This is a genomic window from Coprococcus sp. AF102-57 (assembly GCF_027686195.1).
Lineage (GTDB): Bacteria > Bacillota > Clostridia > Lachnospirales > Lachnospiraceae > Allocoprococcus > Allocoprococcus comes.
Genome location: NZ_JAQCSY010000002.1, coordinates 119,717 through 141,258, shown reverse-complemented (window position 1 = coordinate 141,258; position 21,542 = coordinate 119,717). Strand labels below are relative to the sequence as shown.

The following is a 21,542-nucleotide window of genomic DNA, read 5'->3' as shown; positions in this document are numbered from 1 at the left end:
AAAAGCATCTGCCCCGGTTGTTATCTGGAGAAGTCTTTTATAGATCTGCCGGATACAGGGATGAGAATGGAAATGACATATGTTTCAGGTAAATGCAGATTGCATTTCAGAAAATCAAGAGTATAATAAGAAATAGTGAAAAGAAGAAAGGCAGACATATATCTGTCTTTTTATAATTATAGAGACAATTTTAAGGATATAAGAAATAATATGATTTACCGGAGGAAAAGAATGCTTGGAAACTATCTGGATGAAGTACGAAAAAAAGCACCATTGATACACAATATCACCAATTATGTGACGATCAATGATGTGGCAAATATGGTTCTTGCCTGCGGTGCAAGTCCGATTATGTCGGATGAGCCGACTGATATTGAAGAAATCACATCCATCTGTCAGGGACTGAATATCAATATGGGAATGCTGAATCCGCGTAAGATTGAAAGCATGCAAAAAGCAGGAAAGAAATCCAATGAACTGTATCATAAAGTACTGTTAGATCCGGTTGGAGCAGGATCGAGTTCGTTCCGAACAGAGGCGGCACTGAATCTGATACGTGATATTCAGTTTGATGTGATCCGGGGAAATATTTCTGAGATCAAGACCTTAGCAGCAGGACATGGTACAACGAGTGGTGTGGATGCAGACGAGGCAGATACACTGACGGAGCAGAATCTGGAGAAAATGATTCCGTTTATAAAGGAGTTTTCCAGAAGGACAGGTTCCGTGATTGCTGTGACTGGAGGAATAGACCTTGTAAGTGATGCAAAGAGGTGCTTTGTGATCCGGAACGGTCGTCCGGAGATGGGACGGATCACCGGAACCGGGTGTCAGCTTTCCGGGATGATGACGGCATTCCTTGCGGCGAATCCGGAGAATAATCTGGAAGCAGCGGCAGCAGCGGTCTGTGCCATGGGGCTTGCCGGTGAGACTGGCTGGAAATATATGCAGCCGGGAGATGGAAACGCAACCTACCGTAATCGGATCATCGATGCGATTTATAATATGGAAGGAAAAGAATTGGAAGAAGGTGCAAAATATGAGATTAGATAAGAAAGATATGGTTCTGTATGCGGTAACAGACCGTCACTGGCTGAATGGAGAAAGCCTGTACAGCCAGGTGGAAAAAGCGCTGAAAGGTGGGGCTACATTTATCCAGCTCAGGGAAAAAAATCTGGCTGAGGAAGAGTTTCTGGCAGAAGCAAAAGAGATTGCCAGGCTCTGTAAATCCTACCATGTACCATTTGTGATTAATGACAATGTTGAGATTGCAAAGAAGGTAGATGCCGATGGTGTGCATGTGGGGCAGAGCGATATGGAAGCTCTTGATGTGCGGAAAACACTGGGTGAGGATAAGATCATCGGTGTTACGGCAAAGACGGTGGAGCAGGCGCTAAAGGCGCAGGCACATGGAGCCGATTATCTGGGAGTCGGTGCAGTCTTTGGCACGACATCAAAGGCAGATGCAACAAAGCTGGATCATAAGGTTTTAAAGGAAATCTGCGAGACGGTGGACATTCCGGTTGTGGCAATTGGGGGAATCACGGAAGAGAATGTGACAGAGCTTGCCGGAAACGGAATCTGCGGAGTTGCCGTGATCAGTGCAGTTTTCGGACAGCCGGATATTGAGCAGGCTACAAAAGAATTAAAAGAGAAAGTAGAGGGTATGTTGAAATGATTTTGTTTACTAGCGATTACACAGAAGGGGCACATCCGAGAATTATCGAGAAGCTTGCCGAGACCAATATGGAGCAGACAGTAGGATATGGGGAAGATCCTTACTGTGAAGAAGCGAGAGAAGCAATTAAGAAGGTGTGTGAAGCACCGGAGGCAGATGTTCATTTTCTGGTGGGAGGAACCCAGACGAATTTTACAGTAATTTCTTCTATTTTACGCCCGTTCCAGGGAGTGATCTGTGCAGATAGCGGACATATCAATGTCCATGAGACAGGAGCAGTGGAAGCGACTGGCCATAAGGTTCTGGCACTTCCTTCAAAGGAAGGAAAAATCACAGGACAGCAGATCAAGGAATATTACGACCTGCACTGGAGTGATGAGTCTCGTGAACATATTGTACAGCCAAAGATGGTTTATATTTCACATCCGACAGAGGTAGGAACATTGTATACAAAGAATGAACTTGAAAATATTTCTACTGTATGTAAGGAATGTGGACTTTATCTTTTTCTGGATGGAGCGAGAATGGGATATGGACTGATGGCACCGGGGACAGATGTGACACTTCCGGATATTGCAAAGTGTTGTGATGTATTCTATATTGGAGGAACAAAGGTCGGTGCATTGTTCGGAGAAGCTGTGGTAATCACAAATCCATGTCTAAAGCAAGATTTTCGTTACTGCATTAAACAAAAAGGTGGAATGCTTGCAAAAGGACGCCTCCTCGGTGTTCAGTTCCTGGAACTGTTTAAAGACGGACTTTATTTTGAAATTTCCAAACATGCGATTGATATGGCAATGCTTTTGAAAGACGGACTGAAAGAAAAAGGATATGAATTCTTCATGGACAGCAATACCAACCAGCAGTTCATTATTGTGGAAGATGCCAAATTGCAGGAAATCCGTCAAAAATATGGCGTAACTTATCAGGAAAGGTACGATGAGACCCATAGTGTGATCCGATTATGCACTTCCTGGGCGACAAAAGAGGAAAATGTGAAGGCATTCCTGCATGATATGTAATTTGCGAAAAATTGAATAAAGCTTTACAGGTAAGGCAGATATGGTAAATGATAAGGACTTTTTTGCACAGAAAATGGCAGAAGAGTCCTTTTTTGATTTTCGTGGTGTTTTAATATGAGAAAATAATAATTAGGCATTTAATTATTTGTTTGTGAAAATATTATAAAAATATAAATTATTGAGAATAAATGTTGACTTATATGTGTGATACGCATAAAATAACGATTAGACTTCTAATGAATAGACATCTAATTAAATTGCGGGAGGTGAAAGGGTGAAGTCGGATAAATTTGAGTGTGGGGATTTTACCAGGGAGAATATGCCGGTACAACTTCTTCTTGCACAGGTCGGACATATGTATAAATGGTATGTGACGAACCAGATGAAGGATACAGAGCTGAAAGCTGGACAGGCAGGAATTCTTGCAATATTGCAGATGGTAGGACCGATGTCACAGAGAGAGCTTGCAGATCATATTCATATTACGCCGCCATCGGTGAATGTAGCAGTTCAGAAACTGGAAAAGCTCGGATATATTAGAAAAGAGCAGGACGAAAAAGACCAGCGGATGACAAGGATCCATCTGACAGAACGTGGAGAGAAGATTCTTGGCAACATGCATGAGATTCTCCGAAGCACGGAAGATACACTCCTGAAGAATATGAGCACAGAAGAGAAAATACTGTGCAGAAGACTGCTTTTACAGATGAGTGACAATCTTTTCCAGGAAAAAGAATTCCGTGATATGCCATGTAAAAACCCATTTGAGGAATAAAAATAGTTACTAAGAAAGGAAATAATTGCTATATGAGAAAGTTATTCAAACATTTGAAGCCTTATGCAGCAACTATAGCAGCGATTGTTGTTATCCTGATCGTTCAGGCGTACTGCGATCTGTCATTGCCTTCTTATACTTCAGACATTGTCAATGTCGGAATCCAGCAAGGAGGAATTGATGAGAAGATTCCGGATGCAATCGCAGAGGAAGAGATGAATAAGCTGTTGCTTTTTGTGGCAGAAGAAGACCAGCAGACAGTGCTGGATGCATATGAGAAAAAGGAATCCGATTCGGATTATAAGTATGCTGGAGCAATTTATGTTCTGAAGGATTCCGTGAAAAAAGATGAAGAAAAGTCAGGAAAGGTATTTGACATCCTTGGAAAGCCGATGCTTCTGACTTATGGATTTGAATCTGGAAGTGATACAACAAAGAAGATGGAAGAATCCATGAAAGAGAATATGATTTCTTCTATAAAGGAACAGGCTGAGAAACAGGCAGAGAGTATGCAGTCCCAGATGACAGATGAGCAGAAAGCAGCACTTGCGGCAAATCCGGAGCTTGCCAAGAAACAGCAGGATGAAATGCAGAAAAACATTGATGAACAGGTGAAAAAGATCGAAAATGCAGATATCTTTGAGATCCTGAACATGATACCGGATGAACAGAGAGCAGACGTTATTGATAAAATATCAGAAAAAATGGACGATATGCCGGATACTATGCTGGAACAGTCAGCAACTTCATATATTAAAGAAACCTACAGTGTTCTGGGCGTGAATACAGATAAGATCCAGAACAGATATATTTTAACAACTGGCGGTAAGATGCTTGCACTTGCATTTCTTGGAATGCTCGCAAGTGTTACCGTAGGACTTCTTGCTTCCAGAGTGGCAGCAAGTACGGGACGTGATCTGAGAGGAAAGGTATTTAAAAAAGTTGTTGGATTTTCCAATGCAGAATTTGACCATTTTTCAACCGCATCCCTGATCACAAGAAGTACCAATGATATCCAGCAGATCCAGATGCTTGCAGTTATGCTTCTGAGAATGGTTATGTATGCACCGATCATGGCAATCGGAGGAGTTTTCAAGGTTCTTCATACGAATGTCAGCATGTCATGGATCATCGTACTTGGGGTAATCCTGATCGTGATGGTTGTTGCTGTATTATTTATTGTGGCAATACCAAAATTTAAGATTCTGCAGAACCTGGTTGACAGACTGAACCTTGTTACTCGTGAGATCCTTACCGGACTTCCGGTTATCCGTGCATTCAGTACAGAAAAGCATGAAGAAGAACGATTTGATAAAGCGAACAGAGATCTGACAAGAACCAACTTATTTGTAAACCGTGCCATGACATTTATGATGCCGATGATGATGCTGATCATGAACGGAATTACCATACTGATTGTATGGAGCGGCGCACATGGTGTCAGTGACGGGCAGATGCAGGTTGGTGATATGATGGCATTTATCCAGTATACAATGCAGATCATCATGTCTTTCCTTATGATCTGTATGATTTCTATTATGCTTCCAAGAGCAGCTGTTGCAGCAGACCGTGTGGATGAGATCCTGACAAGCAGGACAGCGATCGAAGATCCGAAAACACCGGAAAAACTGGAAGAATCCAGAAAAGGCGAAGTAAAATTTGACCACGTATCCTTCCGTTATCCTGGAGCAGAAGAGGACGTACTTCATGATATCAGCTTTACAGCAAAACCGGGACAGACAACGGCGATCATCGGAAGTACCGGTAGTGGTAAATCTACGATGATCAACCTGATTCCAAGATTTTATGATGTAACAGAAGGTACGATCACATTGGATGGAAAAGATATCCGCACCATTTCCCAGCATGATCTGCGGGATGAGCTTGGATACGTTCCACAGAAAGGTGTACTTTTCTCAGGAACAATTGAGTCCAATATTCTGTACGGCAATCCGGATGGTTCCGAAGCTGAGATGAAGAAAGCAGCGGAAATTGCACAGGCAACCGAATTTATCGAAGAAAAACATAAGAAATATAACAGCCCGATCGCGCAGGGAGGATCCAATGTATCCGGAGGTCAGAAGCAGCGTCTGTCCATTGCACGTGCGATCGCAAAAAATCCGAAGGTTTATATTTTTGACGACAGTTTTTCAGCACTGGATTATAAGACGGACGTGGCACTTCGTGCGGCGCTGAAAGAAAATACACAGGACAGTACAGTGATCATCGTAGCACAGAGAATCAGTACGATCTTGCATGCAGAGCAGATCATTGTCCTGGATGATGGAGAAGTTGCAGGAATCGGAACGCATAAAGAACTTCTGAAATCCTGTGAGGCTTATTATCAGATTGCTTCATCCCAGCTTTCAGAAACAGAGCTGGCAAGAGACTTGAATGATGAGACTGACGGAAAGGAGGAAGCATAGTATGAGTAATCAGCCAAGAAGAAGAGGACCTATGGGCGGTGGACATGGAAGAATGGGAACCGGCGAGAAGGCAAAAGACTTCAAAGGTACCATGAAGAAACTTTTTACTTACCTTAGTGAATATAAAATCGGTATTTTCTTTGTTATGATATTTGCAATCGGAAGTACGGTTTTCAATATTATTGGACCAAAGGTTCTCGGAAAAGCGACGACCGAAATTTTCAAAGGTCTGGTCGGAAAAGTATCCGGCGGCAGCGGAATTGATTTTACAAAGATTGGTAAAATCCTGTTAACTTTATTGTGTCTGTACGTGATCAGCGCATGTTTCTCCTTTATCCAGGGATATATCATGACAGGCGTATCACAGAAGCTGACCTATCGCATGCGAAAAGAAATTTCTGAAAAAATCAATCGTATGCCGATGAATTATTTTGATACGACTACACACGGTGAGGTACTTTCCAGAGTAACCAATGACGTAGATACTCTGAGCCAGAGCCTGAACCAGAGTGCAACCCAGATGATCACATCCGTGACAACGATCATCGGTGTACTGATCATGATGATCAGTATCAGTCCGCTGATGACTGTGATCGCACTTCTGATCCTGCCGGTATCTATGGTACTGATTTCTGTAATCGTAAAACACTCACAGAAATACTTCAAAAGCCAGCAGGAATATCTGGGACATATCAATGGTCAGGTAGAAGAAGTATATGGCGGACATAATATTGTCAAAGCATTCAATAAAGAAGAAGACGTGATTCGCGAATTTGATGAGACTAATGATATCCTGTTCCGTTCTGCATGGAAATCACAGTTCCTTTCCGGAATGATGATGCCAATCATGCAGTTTGTCGGAAACCTTGGATATGTAGGAGTTTCTATCTTAGGAGGTTACCTTGCAATCAAACAGACCATCGAAGTTGGAGATATCCAGTCCTTTATCCAGTATGTAAGATCCTTTACACAGCCGATCCAGCAGGTTGCACAGGTAGCAAACATGCTCCAGTCGACAGCTGCTGCATCAGAGAGGGTATTTGAATTTCTGGACGAAAAAGAAGAAGATCAGTTTGCTGAAAATCCAGTATCTGTAGAAGGATTACAGGGAAATGTAGAATTTGAACACGTACATTTCGGATACAATCCGGAGCATATCATCATCAATGATTTCTCTGCAAAAGTAAAAGAAGGACAGAAGATCGCCATCGTAGGACCGACCGGAGCAGGAAAGACAACCATGATCAAACTGCTGATGCGTTTCTATGATGTCAACAGCGGGGCAATCAAGATCGATGGACACAACATCAAAGACTTCAACCGGAGCGAACTCAGACAGATGTTCGGAATGGTACTTCAGGATACCTGGCTGTTCAGCGGAAGCATCGAAGATAATATCAAATATGGAAAACTCGATGCCACCCACGAAGAAGTCGTAGCAGCAGCCAAAGCTGCCCACGTACATCGTTTCGTCCAGACTCTTCCAAGCGGATACAACATGATTCTCAACGAAGAAGCCAGCAATGTATCTCAGGGTCAGAAACAGCTCCTCACGATCGCCAGAGCCATCCTGGCTGATCCAAAGATTCTGATCCTAGACGAAGCCACCAGCTCCGTAGACACCAGAACCGAAGTCCAGATCCAGAAAGCCATGGATAACCTCATGAAAGGCAGAACCAGCTTCGTAATCGCCCACCGACTTTCAACCATCAGAGATGCAGATCTTATACTGGTAATGAAAGACGGCGATATTATCGAGCAGGGGAACCATGAAGAACTACTTGAGAAGAATGGTTTCTACGCAGAACTGTATAATTCGCAGTTTGAAAACGCTACAAGCTGTGCATAAAAATGGAAAGATGCCAAAAATCATGCTCGCATGATTTTTGGCATCTTTTTATTTTTATATAGAGCGCCAGCTCTCATTCGGATGATGCGACAGCATTAGCCGAATGCAGCACAGCGTATGTGTCGGGGCAAAAGAGTAGAGTGCATCATTCCACAAACTAATCAATCTCCAGCGGAACAGGAGCTTCAGCTCCGCTTCCCGCGCCTGTCTTGCGTTCCCTAAATTTAATTCAATTATTTTCCAACATCTCTAGCAACGCCGAATTTGTTGATTTATTTATGATTTCTGTAATTTTCAATCAACCAGATTAAAACGAATTTGTTGATCTGTTTTTAATTTCTGAAATTCTAAATCAACTATATCTGCATATTTCGTTGATTAGCTTTGAATTTTACAGTATCTAAGTCAATAAAATATTCTTATTCTGTTGACTTGTTTTTGAGTTTTATAGTATCTAGATCAATAATAGTTCCTTATTTCGTTGATTCATTTTCGGCTTTTAAGTTTTGCAATCATTTTTTTGGTATATAACGCATGTAAAAATGTGTATCAATGAAGCAAAAAATAAATATGAAAAACTGTAAAAAATATTGCCATCAATAAAAATCATATATATGATATTTATAAAGAACAAAGGAGGTTTAAAATAATGCCTATGAAAAAAAGATTATCCAGTTCCATTGGTACTATTATTGTTCTCTGTGCGATAATCATAATATCGTTGCAGAAATATCAGCCGGACAAAGAAGTAATTACTACTTTCATATATGAATGGCTAAATGACGATTCCAGGGCAGAGACAGAATACAAAAAAATTCTGGAAACCGGAAGTGATAATCAATCCTTATCTCAGCCTTTGCAAAAATACTTCATAACAGAAGCGGCATTCCAATCTTTCTTAAAGACATTTTATTATTTACCAGTAAAAATTCTGCAACAATACGATTCCTACAATTTAATAGACATTAACATAACAAAAGAATCTAATAGTTACTTTGTAAAAGTAGACTTAGAATTGATAAAAGAAGAAAAATCAAAGAATCATTCCATCACAATAAAAATTCAAATGGATCATAAAAAGTTTACCTATTTTACCATCACAGAAGGAAAAGAAATTTAACACAAATAAGCGGTTGAAAGATAAGAAACAAATAGGATATAATAACCCATAGATATTCAGGAAGGGAGGAAATCTTTCATGCAAAAAGTAATCAGTATCGGAAAACAGAATTTTGTATCTCTTCGGGAGAATGATTGTTTTTATATTGATAAAACAGATCTGATCTGTAAGTGGTGGGAATCAAAAGATGAAATTACTTTGATCACCAGACCGCGTAGATTTGGAAAAACATTGAATATGAGTATGCTGAATTGTTTCTTTTCCAATCAATTTACAGGACGGGAAGACCTTTTTAAAGGATTGGTAGTCTGGAAAAAGGAAAAGTATCGTAAAATGCAAGGAACCTATCCGGTAATTTTTCTGAATTTTTCCGCAATTAAAGGCAGTAATTATGAAGATGCCAGAGATGGGATTATCATGGCGATCAATGAAGCCTATTCAGAACATAGGTATCTGCTTGAAAGTAATGAACTTACGGATGGTGAGAGGAAATGCTTTGAAGAGTTAGATTATTATGCAAAAAATCCAGGAATCAAAAAACAGGTGGCAAATGATACAATCTGTAATGCGGTAAAAAATCTGGCAAATTGCCTGAGCCGGTATTATAAAAAGAAAGTTATTATTTTGCTGGATGAATATGATACCCCGATGCAGGAAGCTTATCTCTATGGATATTGGAAAGAATTTACAGCATTTATCAGAAGTTTATTTAATGCAACGTTTAAGACAAATCCATATTTGGAAAGAGCAATGATGACAGGGATTACACGCGTGTCGAAAGAATCTGTATTTTCAGATTTAAATAATCTTAACGTTGTAACAACGACATCAACGGAGTATGAAACCTGTTTCGGATTTTCGGAAGAAGAAGTATTTCAGGCGTTAGAAGAGCGTGGGATGAACAATCAGAAAAAGCTTGTAAAGTCCTGGTATGATGGTTTTGTATTTGGAAATACGCATGATATCTATAATCCTTGGTCAATTACTAATTTTTTAGATAAAAAACAGGTCCGTCCTTATTGGGCAGATACCAGTTCAAATAGTATGATTGATGAACTGATTCGAAAAGCTTCCACAGACATCAAAGAAAAGATGGAAGAATTGCTGCAGGGAAAAGAAATCGTAGTTAATTTTGATGAACAAATCGTATTTGAGCAGCTTGACAATTATAATCAGTTCATGAAGGCATTATTAAGTGATGATATAGATGCTATGAACTATTATATGAATCAGATTATAATGACAACATTCAGTTATTTTGATGTAGGACAAAATGAACCGGAACGATTTTATCATGGATTTGTTCTGGGACTCATTGCGGATCAGACTGATATCTATGAGATTCGGTCGAACAGAGAAAGTGGTTTTGGACGTTATGACGTGATGATGATTCCTAAAATAAAAGAAACAAAAAAGTATCCGGCGATTATTATGGAATTTAAAGTGAGAAATATAAAAAGAGAAGAATCGTTGGAAGACACTGTGCAGACGGCACTGACACAGATTAAAGAAAAATGTTATGATGCAGAACTATATGACAGAGGTCTAAAAAAAGAAGAGATTCATCATTATGGTTTTGCATTTGAAGGAAAAAAAGTATTGATAGGATAAAAAGAAGAAAGTCAAACTGCTATTGCGATTTAAAACTTTTTCATATAGCAGTTTGACTTTATCCGTTTTATAGATTAATGTAAATAAAATCCCAGATCCAATATACATTCCGGAGGCAGATATTCTCGCGGAATATTCACAAGTGCAGTAATTTTCCATAAGATACCAAATCCAATCAGAATGAGTAGCATTCCTCTGACACATTTTCTATAATCTCCGGCAGGAAACTTATACAAATCTTTAATTCCAAAAGCAAAGATAAAAATTAAAATCAGGACGGTTATTCCAAACAAAAAGAAAAAAGATTTTTGCTTTTCTAAAATACGTCTGTTTTCACCAGACTGTTTTTTATGTTCCCCTTCCTGATCGATGGTGACTTCATCTCCATCTTTTAATGGATATGTAGACCATTTTATGATCTGCAAAAGTTGTCCTTTTTCATCTTTTTCTTCCGGAAGAAGAATACTATCTGCGGTTATGGAAAGAGGATCGACAGCCTTTGAAAAGGCGAGAAATTTTGTTCCGAATACTCCTTCTTGCTCTGCCAGATAAAAAATCATATTTGTATCGGTATTATAGCAACTTTTGGGAATACGGATGGTAGAATTAAGCTTTTCTTCTTCTGTCTGACTGATCGTTGCAATCTCTACAGGTATCTGCATCCATTTTTCTATACGGATGGATAAAATAGTACAGATCATTAAAGAAATCAGGATCATACATCCGGCATTCCAGGTTTTCTTTTTCATCATTTTATCAACTCCATAAAATATCTTTTAGTCCATCCGTCAATTCTGTATTGTAATATAAAAAGAAAAATGTCACTGGAAGTAAACATAGTAGACCACAGACGGATTGAATTCCAACAGCATTTTGATTGAGTGATGCGAGAAAAACAGAAAGGGGATAGTCGGTTTCTTTTTCGAGAAAAAGGATAGGCTGTTCAACCATATTCCAGCTTTCTGTAAATACTAATATAAATAATGTGATAACGGCAGGTTTTGAATTTGGAACTATAATGTAGCGAATCATTTGTAGCTGATTTACGCCATCCATTCTTGCGGCATCAAGTGTAGAATCTGGGATTGCCTGGAAAACGAAAGTAAGCCATACAGTTCCAAAAGGTGAAAATATTGCAGGGATTATCAAAGCTTTCCAACTGTTTAAAAGTTTTAGTTTTTCTAATAAAATATAATTCGGCAGCAGTGTTACCTGAATCGGTAAAATCATAAATAGCGCAAATAGTATAAACCAGAATTTTTTCAGAGGAAAAGAATATTTTGCAAATGCTGTTCCTGACATACAGGAAAAAAGGGTTTGTCCTGCCGCAATCATCAGACACATGGCAAGGCTTCTCCAAAATTTTATCAGATAATCAGGTTTTGCCAGAAAAACTTTATAATAATTCATCAGAGAAAATCCGGTATCTGAATGAAAAACTGAAAATACAATCAGATAGATAATTGGAAATAAAAAAATAAAGGCTATGATCGAAAAAACAAAGAGCCGGGTGTACTGTTTGTACTTATGCATCGGCAGTCCTCCTCTTTAGAAAATAGTATATCATATAGATAAGACCACTTAGAAAAAGAATAAATACGGTAATAATAGTTGCACTGGCGGAAACCTTTTGGTAATTCAGATTTTGTAAATTATTATTCATAAAATGTTGTAAAAAATAAATACTGTTGTCTGGATGAGTTCCGCCAAGTAAAAAGGCTTCTCTGTAGCATTTAAACGCATTCATTATGGAGAGTATTAATGTAAAAAGGATAACCGGAAACAATATAGGACAGGTAATATAATAAAAGCTCTGCCATTTTCCGGCTCCGTGAAGACTGGCATATTCATAATATTCTTTCGGAATCATCTGAAGTCTGGAAGAATAAATGAAAATATAATATCCAACAAATTTCCAGAAATATAAAATACAGATGATCCAAAAAGCGCTTGATGTATGAAGCCAGTCTTTTTCAGGAAGATAAAAAAAGTTTAGTATCAGATTCAAAAAACCATTATTTTTGAAAAAAAACTGGATGACTAAAACTATAGATGCGATTGGCATGATGATTGGATAAAGAAAAGAGAGTCGGAAAATTTTCTGACCTTTCGTAATCTGTTGTAAAATTACAGAAATACAGAGAGCTGTCCCTAAAGTAACTGGTATTGTAACAAGCATATATTTACAAGTGTTTTTTACTGCCAGTAAAAACATTGTATTTTTAAATAGTTCTTTATAATTATCAAGACCTACAAATTCGCGTTTTCCGATACCAAAAGAAACAGAATACCACAAAACAATCAAAAATGGGATCAGATAAAAGAAAAGAAATCCTGATATTGCAGGGAAAGCCAGTAAGAATCCCTTCTTCTTTTTTTTCATTGCATCACGCTCGCTTTCACTTAAAACTATTCTGTCACCTGTGTATGATAATCATTCCATGCTTTGTCTGCTAAAGCCGAAAGCTTATCTTGCCATATCTTTTTAAAATCAGTTTGCGGACCATATAATAAACTACTATTTTCTATAATCTCTTCATAAATAAAATGTTCAACTTCTGTCGGAAAATATGCTCCTTCTAAGGACTGAAATGCTTTTATAGCTAAATCCTGTTTTGACTGATCTAAGAAGGACAGTTTTGTACGGATGGCAGATACTTGTACCGGATAATCTGTTCCAAGGACACCATTTGCGCTTAGTGACATTCCATTAGTACTAGTTGATTCCTGAATTACGTTATTTAAAAAATACATTAAGAAGTGATAAGCTTCTTCTTTATAATCAGATGCCATACTTACAGCACCAAAGCAACGAATGGCAGCCATTTTTTTTCCCTGAATATCAGGGATTATGTCTATTTGCGTTGTGTGTTCGTTTATGTCATACAAAGATGAGATTAAAATATGCGAAGAGCTAGTATCAGTATTATTTGTCTTTTCATTTTCTAAATAATCTTGTTTAAATAATAAGTATTCTAATGCGAAATTACTCCACTTTTCCTTATCAAAGAAAATCTGACCGGAATTGTAATCCGCAGCAGGTTGAAACCAGTTACCACTGATATTATCTAATTCGAATAGTGTATTTTTCAGAGCGTGGTCAGAAGAACTTTTTATATTTGAAATCCAATCTTCTAAGGTATCATTTTCCTGTGTATAATCAAGTACAGTATCGGAGATTAACATATTATAGTGGCAGGAAAGAGGAAGAATATATTGTCTTTCCTGATATTGACCGGGGAGAAGAAAAGACGGATTATAGTTTTCCTTTTGCCAATAAGAATCTTTTTTCATATATTTATCCAATGAGGCGAATACACCACTTTGCATTGCCTTATAAGGATTTTCAAAAAGAGGTTCGTTCATCTGCGCAGCTCCATCGGTGGAACAGTTAACAAGATATAAGTCAGGACCTTTTCCAGACATGATCTGTGTACGGAGTTTCTGAATTTCTGCAGATCTTTTATCAGGATCAGGAGATAATATTTTAATTTCAAATTCCAGAGAGTTATTTTTGGATGTGGCATATTTTACAGCATCAAGAACCTGCTCCTTAAAAGCAGGTTCTATAACAATAGAGAGTGTTTTGGAGACATCTTTATTTAGTTTTGTACATCCGGATAATCCAATTGAAAGGATGAGGAGTGGAAGAAGAGCAAATTTAAAATTGAACATTGGTATGATCTCTCCTTAAAAATTACAAAGTATAATTGATTGAATTTAAATGATGTATATGTCTTAGTATCTGAATTTTAACACAAAAATAAAATGATGTCAAAAGAATATAAAGGAATTTTTTGAAAATGAAGTAGTTCGTATGATTTTGTTGATTTTCGAAGAATACCAGAGGACGCTTGCATTTCAAAAAAATACAAGTTATCCTTAAGAAGATGTACAAAGGAGGAAAAGAAGATGCAGCTTGCAACAGCAATGAATCTAAGAAAAGCAATGGATGAGGAAACCAAAAGAGAGCGGTTCGCTTCCTGGTACAGCACACTGCCCGGAATCCCGGCACATGAAAAAGAGATCATAGAAAGGTCTTTAAAATATAACGTGTGGAAAGAACTCATAAAGCTCTTTGTCGTTTATATGATCTTTTCACTGGTATGGTTTTTCGGAGCCGGTCAGTATGATCCGTTTGAAAGTGTAACAGGATATTCTCTCATAGGAAAAAAGAGCGTAATTGGAGTTGTGCAGGAGGATGGCGAGTCATTGCGCTTGAAAAATCCGAATAAAGGTGAGCATGTAAGTTACACACTTGCAGAACTTGGAATGGATCCGATCAAATATTCTTATGGCAGTCGGTTTCAGACATACTGGGAAAAAGAAAAGAATGGGGAATATCAGTTACTTGCGGTATTGCCGGAAAAGCAGGTATCGAAAATAGAAGGTCTTTATTATGGCGTAATGGGAGTCGGATATTTTGCAATTCTTATTGGCGGGATTTGTGCGTTTTTTATCCGGAGAAAACGATATACAGGATGGTTTTTATCGTTCTATTACAGGCTGGAAAAGTTTTACTCAGAATATGGTGTATGGCAGAAATACAGTGTTGAAAGAGGTTATGACACGGTCGATGCGATTATTGCTTACGGAAATGAAAATCCGATATATTTTGTAAACGAATTTTCGAATATCCATCTCACAAAAGAGGAAGTAAAGAAAAAGAAATCAAAGCTTGCCATGGTCTGGCTAACATCAATAGCGGTTATGGCTGGGATTATACTTGTTATTTCACTGTATGTGAATATTACGTCAGCGATCGAGTGCAGGCAAAATGAGGCAAGGACAGCAGCAGTTTTAGAAAAGCTGCAGAATGCGATCGATGAAAAAACGACAGGTCTTGGTGACAAATCGGAATATTACAATTATGCGGACATGATCGACCGGGCAAGGGATACATTCCCGGAAGAAGATATCTACTACAAGCTTCAGACAACGGAGGATTATGTCACGATAATTGTCACAACAAAAAAGAAACAAAATGTTTGCTTTGACCGGTATGTGCCGGTTCAGGGATCAATTGGTGATGAGGATACAGAGTATAAGCTTGAGATTGCCATGGTATCGGATGCGATGCAGCCGGACGACATTTTACATAATTATACAGGGATACTTAAGATAAAGTAAGGTAATGGCAAAAAGATGATTCTGCGAAAGGACAAAGGAGAAAATTTATGAAAAAGAAAAGATTTGCAATGGCAGTAGTATGCGCAGTCATGACTATAGCGCTTGCGGGATGCAGTATGCTCAGCTCCAAATTGAACGATATTACAGGAAAATTAGTGGGGAATTCGTACACGATCACGACCTATGATAATTACGGGAATCGTGTAATGACAACCACAGGAGACAAGATCAATGTGCAGGGAAATGCAGTGGAAACTTCAAGCTATGATTCAGACGGTAATGTTATCACGGGATATGAGCTTTCCTCTGTCATTACGATTACAATCGATGGAAAGGAAATCGAGAGTTGTGGTGATACCTGTATTTTTGCGCAGGACGCGTTGAAAGCGGATGTGGATTTTACGCAGGAGGATATTGAAAGCAATGCAAGCGGTAAGATTACAGACAATACTGCGATCGCAGGTGTCCTGAATAAGTATAAAAATATGTTTGGAAAAGCCAGAGTTGTTGTTATCAAATCCCAACTGGGACAGCCGATCGTAGCGTATAGTGGAGAAGATGTGTACTGGGAAATCCCGGATGATCTGCCAAAGTTTACGAAGTTGATGATCGATGGGAAAGCGCTGTACATACACCGGGCGAATTTCCAGATCATTGATAAGAGTTTGTTGGAATCCAACTGATAAATTTACTGTGGTGAAATTTCACGGCTGATATAATCAAAGCATGGGTGCTATCATAACGGTGGTGGTTAGTCTTTCTTCAGAGGGACTGGTAAAGCAGAAGTATTTTAACTTGCATTTCCCCAAAATACCAGTTATCCTTATCAGTATATCAGGAGGAGGCACAAAAACATGGAAGAAACAAAAAAGTTATCATGTATAGACTGTAATGTTAAGAAATGCAATGCAAAGCAGAATATAGAGAACAACAAACCATATCCGGGATTTTGCGTGTCACATAATATGGACTTGAAAGACCGGCAGAGGGCGTTTGATACCTATCTGGGAGATGAAAAAGATCTGAAGATCATGCGTGCAAGTGCCGAGATCGAGCACGATTTTTACTGCCAGGCAACCCGTGTGGAGGAGACGATCCGCTGGGCAAAAAAACTGGGTGCCAAGAAGATCGGAATTGCAAGCTGTGTGGGACTCTTAAAGGAAAGCCACCTGCTGGCAGGACTTTTGAGAGAATACGGCTTTGAAGTGTACGGTGTGGGCTGTAAGATCGGAGAAGTTCCAAAGACCGAGGTCGGCATTCCGGAACGGTGCGAGGAGGTCGGAGTTCATATGTGTAACCCAATCCTGCAGGCGCAGATGCTGAACAAAGAGAAGACGGACATCAATATCGTGATGGGACTTTGCGTGGGACATGACAGCCTCTTTTACAAATATGCCGAGGCGCCGAGTACAACGCTGGTTGTAAAGGATCGGGTGCTTGGAAATAATCCGGTGGCTGCTTTGTATACGCTGGACTCTTATTACAAAAAGTTACATCATCTGAATCTGGAGGAAGAATAATGCACATTCGACATATTTTATTTGATCTTGACGGAACGCTGCTTCCGATGAACCAGGACGAATTTGTTACCTTTTATATGCCGCTTCTGGCAAAAAAATATATATCCGAGGGGATTTCCTTTGATCCGAAAGCATTTATCGCATCCGTGTGGAAGGGCTATGGAGCGATGGTGAATAATGACGGAAGTTGCACCAACCGGGAAGCATTCTGGCAGTATATGGACGAACTGCTTCCGACGGATTCGGAGAATTCCGAACGGATTGCCCTTGATTTCTATGCAAATGAATTTAACCAGGCAATTGCGGTGACGCAGCCAAACAGTCTGTCGGACAAGGTTGTGAAAAAGGCAAAGGAAAAAGGAATCTGCACCTACCTTGCAACCAATCCGGTATTTCCAAAGGTGGCAACGATGAACCGGATCAAATGGGCGGGACTGGATGCAGAGGATTTTGAGCTGATCACAACTTATGAGGATAATTGTTACTGCAAGCCAAATGTGGACTATTACCGAACAATTCTTGAACAGTTTCATCTTAGACCGGAAGAGTGTCTGATGGTAGGAAATGACGTGGAAGAGGATCTTGCAATTCGGAAACTCGGCGTAAAGACATTCCTTGTTACAGATACGAAGGAAAATAAAAAGGATCTTCCAATCGAAAGCGATTACCAGGGATCGATGGAAGAGCTGTTTGCATTTGTGGAAAGCCTGGAAAATGCTTAAAAATTTATTGAAATTTCAAACTTTTATTGTAAATGCATGGCGGACGTGGTAAATTATTCTAAGTAGTATCCGGAGGGAACCGGAGAAGAGTATATGATAAGAAACAGAGGGAAACTGATATGAAGAAAAAGTTACTTGTTGTTTGTGGCGGACAGTCCAGTGAGCATTCAATTTCACGAATTTCCTGTAATTCAGTGATGAAGCATCTGGATAAAGATAAATATGAGATTACACTTGTCGGCATTGCAAAAGATGGGAAATGGTACATCTTAAAGCAGGAAGATAATGACCTGTCAAAAGATACCTGGCTTGACGGAGCAGAAGTGGTAGAAGGTGTATTCGATCTTCTGAGAAGTCAGGATGTTGCATTCCCGGTACTTCACGGACTTTACGGAGAAGATGGAACTATCCAGGGATTATTTGAACTGGCACAGCTTCCGTATGTAGGATGCCGTGTATTTGCATCCAGTGCATGTATGGATAAGATTTTTGCAAAGAAAGTATTTGAAAGTGCAGGAATTCCGCAGGTCAAATCTGTATATGTAAAGAAGCGCAATGACGGAAGACTGGTCGTTGTCGAAAAAGACATGGAAGAAACAGAAGAAGTAGAAGCTTCGATTATGAAAGAACTTGGTATGCCATGCTTTATCAAAGCAAGCCGTTCCGGATCCAGTGTGGGCTGTTATCGTTGTGATAAAGTTGAAGATTTACTTCCGAAGCTGGAAGAGGCAGCAAAATATGACACTCATGTTGTAGTAGAAGAGTGCGTGGATTGTATCGAACTTGAGACTGCTGTTCTTGGAAATGATGACATTATCGTATCCAGAGTCGGACAGATCATGCCACACGGTGAATTCTATACCTTTGAATCCAAATATGAAGATGCAGAGAGCAAGACATGTATCCCTGCAAAAGTAGATGAAGAGATTCAGGAACAGATCCGTAAGTATGCTGTTCGTGCCTTTAAGGCAATTGACGGACATGGACTGAGCCGTGTGGATTTCTTCCTGGATAAGAAGACCAATCACGTTTACCTGAATGAGATCAATACCCTTCCGGGATTTACAAGTATCTCCATGTATCCGCAGCTGATGGAAGATTACGGATATAGTTATTCGGAACTGCTGGATAAGCTGATTGAGATTGCTGATGAAAATTAATTACAGATAATAGAAGAATGTTTTGCTGCCGCCGTAACTGGCGGCAGTTTTTTATTTCATAGGAGATTCCGAAGGAACTTCCTATGAAACAAAAGGCACTGTGTGCCGGAGATGCGCACTCGCACGAAGATGAAGAATGTCGCAAGCGGTCTACGCGCTGCGTCGGTCGTGGCTTGACGAGCGCCACTGGCGCTCAGCAACGCGCTCGGCGCGAGAACGTGCCTCGGCGCATTCTTTCTTATTGTGCAGAAACATAAAAAGACTGTAAATATAAAAAAATACTTGAAAAAAACTGAAAATAATATATAATTAAAGTAATACAAATGGATGGTGGAGGGAGGTAATCATGGTATGAAAAGAAGAAATATTATATTATTGATTTCGATTCCGTTAGGCATTATGTTAATTGTATATTATGGCTATACCGCATTAGATACCTGGATCCAGTTTCAAATTATAACAGGAAATGGTATTTTGGTAGCAAATAGTGAATGGATATTTTCCATTAAAAACACATTTCTTTTCATATTGAAATGGTTTGGACCGATCTTATCAATCATATGTATATACGGAATTCTAAAATGGTTAAAAAAGAATGAATAAAGAAAAACTCCAGAATCAATTTTATACTGCTGATTCTGGAGTTTCTTTTACTTAGAAATGATATAATTTCACTTTATTACTTCTCTTTACTATATTCCAGAGAAGCTTCCACAAATCCCTTAAACAGCGGATGTGGTTTGTTCGGACGGGATTTGAGTTCCGGATGTGCCTGTGTTCCGATGAACCAAGGATGTTCCGGAATTTCCACCATCTCTACGATTCTGCCGTCCGGAGAAAGTCCGGATAAGAGCATACCGTTCTGGGTAAGAGCATCACGGTAGTCATTGTTGACTTCATAACGATGACGATGACGTTCGTGGATTTCTTCTTTTCCATATAATTTATAAGCTTTTGATTCTTTGTTAAGAACACAAGGATAAGAACCAAGACGAAGGGTTCCACCGATATCTTCAATACCGATCTGGTCAGGCATGATGTGGATGACCGGATGTGTAGTGTTTGGATTCAGTTCTACGCTGTGTGCATCATGATATCCGACAACGTCTCTTGCAAATTCTACGATGGCAAGCTGCATTCCAAGGCAGAGTCCGAGGAACGGAACCTTATGTGTTCTTGCATATTTGATGGCTTCGATCTTACCTTCGATACCACGGTCACCGAATCCACCAGGTACGAGGATACCACTTACATCACCGAGAAGTTCATCGACATTTTCCGGTGTGACAGTTTCAGAGTCAATCCATTTGATATTTACGGTTGTGTGGCTGTAGATGCCGCCATGTTTTAATGCTTCAACAACACTGATATATGCGTCATGGAGCTGGATATATTTGCCGACCAGGGCGACTGTTACATCCTGTGTCGGATGCTTCAGGCATTCGACCATCTCTTTCCAGTCTTTCAGATCCGGTTCCGGACAGTCAAGCTTCAGGCATTCGCATACAACGGAAGCGAGATGTTCTTCTTCCATGGCGAGTGGTGCTTCGTAAAGGTATTCCACATCCAGGTTCTGAAGAACGTGATCAGATGGCACGTTACAGAAGAGGGCGATCTTGTCTTTGATTCCCTGATCCAGTGGATGCTCAGAACGGCAGACCAGAATATCCGGCTGGATTCCCATTCCCTGTAATTCTTTTACGCTTGCCTGAGTCGGTTTGGTCTTCATCTCCTGGGAAGCGTGCAGATATGGGATCAGTGTGACGTGGATCAGCGCAACATTGTCATGTCCCATATCATGTTGGAATTGGCGGATAGATTCCAGGAAAGGCTGGCTTTCGATGTCTCCGACGGTTCCACCGACTTCGATGATCGCAATCTCGGTATCTGTAGCTGCAGGGTTACGATAGAAACGGCTCTTGATCTCATTCGTGATATGCGGGATGACCTGTACGGTTCCTCCACCAAAATCTCCACGACGTTCTTTCTGAAGAACGGACCAGTAAATCTTTCCTGTCGTTACGTTCGAGTTCTTGGTAAGACTTTCATCGATAAATCTTTCATAATGTCCAAGGTCAAGGTCTGTCTCAGCTCCATCGTCTGTTACAAAAACTTCACCGTGTTGTACCGGATTCATTGTACCCGGGTCAATGTTGATGTACGGATCAAATTTCTGCATTGTAACTGTGTACCCGCGTGCCTTGAGCAGACGCCCAAGAGAAGCTGCTGTGATTCCTTTTCCAAGACCTGAGACAACGCCTCCGGTAACAAATACATACTTAACTGCCATAGTTCCAGTTCCCTCCTTATGGTAATTTTTTTTGTCTACTACTCATTGTGTTCTGTAAAAAATAAGATAGAATGCGATTTTTATTCACCAAGAAAGTCCGATATAACCTTCTGACGGATAAAAATAGAAAAAAACCCCATAAAAACAAATTTATGTGGCTCCCTCGCTACTTTGATTTCCCCTTGAAATCAATTCCCCTATAAAATACTTTAAAAGTATACACCCATTCCAGAAAAAAA

18 protein-coding genes are annotated in these 21,542 nt (G+C 39.6%); 13 read left to right on the top strand and 5 right to left on the bottom strand.

Going from position 1 to position 21,542, the window contains the following annotated elements:
• Positions 1-231: 231 nt before the first annotated feature.
• The 8 genes from thiM (at position 232) to PGZ10_RS01970 (ending at position 10,481) form a co-directional block, all read left to right on the top strand.
• Complete coding sequence (gene thiM / locus PGZ10_RS02005) at positions 232-1,053, top strand: hydroxyethylthiazole kinase (RefSeq protein ID WP_270203788.1); 822 nt, start codon at positions 232-234, stop codon at positions 1,051-1,053.
• The gene (gene thiE / locus PGZ10_RS02000) at positions 1,040-1,678 is read left to right on the top strand and encodes a thiamine phosphate synthase (RefSeq protein WP_118198540.1); all 639 of its coding nucleotides are present in this window, start codon (positions 1,040-1,042) and stop codon (positions 1,676-1,678) included. The genes thiM and thiE overlap by 14 nt, the downstream gene beginning before the upstream one ends.
• Entirely contained in the window at positions 1,675-2,700 is a 1,026-nt protein-coding gene (locus PGZ10_RS01995) for a threonine aldolase family protein (protein WP_270540583.1), read from the top strand. The genes thiE and PGZ10_RS01995 overlap by 4 nt, the downstream gene beginning before the upstream one ends.
• A 274-nt stretch (positions 2,701-2,974) precedes the next feature.
• Complete coding sequence (locus PGZ10_RS01990) at positions 2,975-3,475, top strand: MarR family winged helix-turn-helix transcriptional regulator (RefSeq protein ID WP_117556915.1); 501 nt, start codon at positions 2,975-2,977, stop codon at positions 3,473-3,475.
• A gap of 32 nt (positions 3,476-3,507) precedes the next feature.
• Positions 3,508-5,901 (top strand): ABC transporter ATP-binding protein, encoded by a 2,394-nt coding sequence (locus PGZ10_RS01985; RefSeq protein WP_270540582.1) that lies wholly within the window; start codon positions 3,508-3,510, stop codon positions 5,899-5,901.
• 1 nt (position 5,902) lies between these two features.
• Entirely contained in the window at positions 5,903-7,750 is a 1,848-nt protein-coding gene (locus tag PGZ10_RS01980) for an ABC transporter ATP-binding protein (protein WP_055156466.1), read from the top strand.
• Positions 7,751-8,399: 649 nt separating this feature from the next.
• Complete coding sequence (locus PGZ10_RS01975) at positions 8,400-8,870, top strand: hypothetical protein (protein ID WP_055246762.1); 471 nt, start codon at positions 8,400-8,402, stop codon at positions 8,868-8,870.
• Positions 8,871-8,948: 78 nt separating this feature from the next.
• A complete protein-coding gene (locus PGZ10_RS01970) occupies positions 8,949-10,481 on the top strand; it encodes an AAA family ATPase (protein ID WP_270540581.1) in 1,533 nt (510 codons plus the stop codon).
• Between the two features lie 74 nt (positions 10,482-10,555).
• On the opposite strand, the gene PGZ10_RS01965 is transcribed toward PGZ10_RS01970, so the two are convergent.
• The 4 genes from PGZ10_RS01965 to PGZ10_RS01950 are packed head-to-tail and all read right to left on the bottom strand — an operon-like array spanning position 10,556 to position 14,156.
• A complete protein-coding gene (locus PGZ10_RS01965; RefSeq protein ID WP_008374417.1) occupies positions 10,556-11,233 on the bottom strand; it encodes a hypothetical protein in 678 nt (225 codons plus the stop codon).
• Positions 11,234-11,237: 4 nt separating this feature from the next.
• A complete protein-coding gene (locus PGZ10_RS01960) occupies positions 11,238-12,014 on the bottom strand; it encodes a carbohydrate ABC transporter permease (protein WP_022220100.1) in 777 nt (258 codons plus the stop codon).
• Complete coding sequence (locus tag PGZ10_RS01955) at positions 12,007-12,864, bottom strand: carbohydrate ABC transporter permease (RefSeq protein WP_008374422.1); 858 nt, start codon at positions 12,862-12,864, stop codon at positions 12,007-12,009. Before PGZ10_RS01955 ends, PGZ10_RS01960 begins: the two co-directional genes overlap by 8 nt.
• A gap of 26 nt (positions 12,865-12,890) precedes the next feature.
• On the bottom strand, positions 12,891-14,156 hold the full coding sequence (locus PGZ10_RS01950) for an extracellular solute-binding protein (RefSeq protein WP_195502355.1): 1,266 nt from the start codon (positions 14,154-14,156) through the stop codon (positions 12,891-12,893).
• A 237-nt stretch (positions 14,157-14,393) separates the two neighbouring features.
• On the opposite strand from PGZ10_RS01950, the gene PGZ10_RS01945 reads away from it, so the two are divergent.
• From PGZ10_RS01945 to PGZ10_RS01925, 5 genes are all read left to right on the top strand, one after another.
• A complete protein-coding gene (locus PGZ10_RS01945; protein WP_195502354.1) occupies positions 14,394-15,611 on the top strand; it encodes a hypothetical protein in 1,218 nt (405 codons plus the stop codon).
• Between the two features lie 47 nt (positions 15,612-15,658).
• Positions 15,659-16,294 (top strand): DUF5052 family protein, encoded by a 636-nt coding sequence (locus tag PGZ10_RS01940; RefSeq protein WP_117824123.1) that lies wholly within the window; start codon positions 15,659-15,661, stop codon positions 16,292-16,294.
• A gap of 171 nt (positions 16,295-16,465) precedes the next feature.
• Positions 16,466-17,131 carry a DUF1847 domain-containing protein gene (locus tag PGZ10_RS01935; protein ID WP_117824122.1) on the top strand — a complete coding sequence of 222 codons (666 nt, stop codon included), beginning with the start codon at positions 16,466-16,468 and terminating at the stop codon, positions 17,129-17,131.
• The gene (locus PGZ10_RS01930; protein ID WP_008374436.1) at positions 17,131-17,853 is read left to right on the top strand and encodes an HAD family hydrolase; all 723 of its coding nucleotides are present in this window, start codon (positions 17,131-17,133) and stop codon (positions 17,851-17,853) included. Before PGZ10_RS01935 ends, PGZ10_RS01930 begins: the two co-directional genes overlap by 1 nt.
• A gap of 119 nt (positions 17,854-17,972) precedes the next feature.
• Positions 17,973-19,013, top strand: a complete 1,041-nt coding sequence (locus PGZ10_RS01925; RefSeq protein WP_117835616.1) for a D-alanine--D-alanine ligase family protein — start codon at positions 17,973-17,975, stop codon at positions 19,011-19,013.
• A 679-nt stretch (positions 19,014-19,692) separates the two neighbouring features.
• Here the strand turns inward: PGZ10_RS01925 and PGZ10_RS01920 are convergent.
• A complete protein-coding gene (locus PGZ10_RS01920) occupies positions 19,693-21,303 on the bottom strand; it encodes a CTP synthase (protein ID WP_022220297.1) in 1,611 nt (536 codons plus the stop codon).
• Between the last annotated feature and the right edge of the window lie 239 nt (positions 21,304-21,542).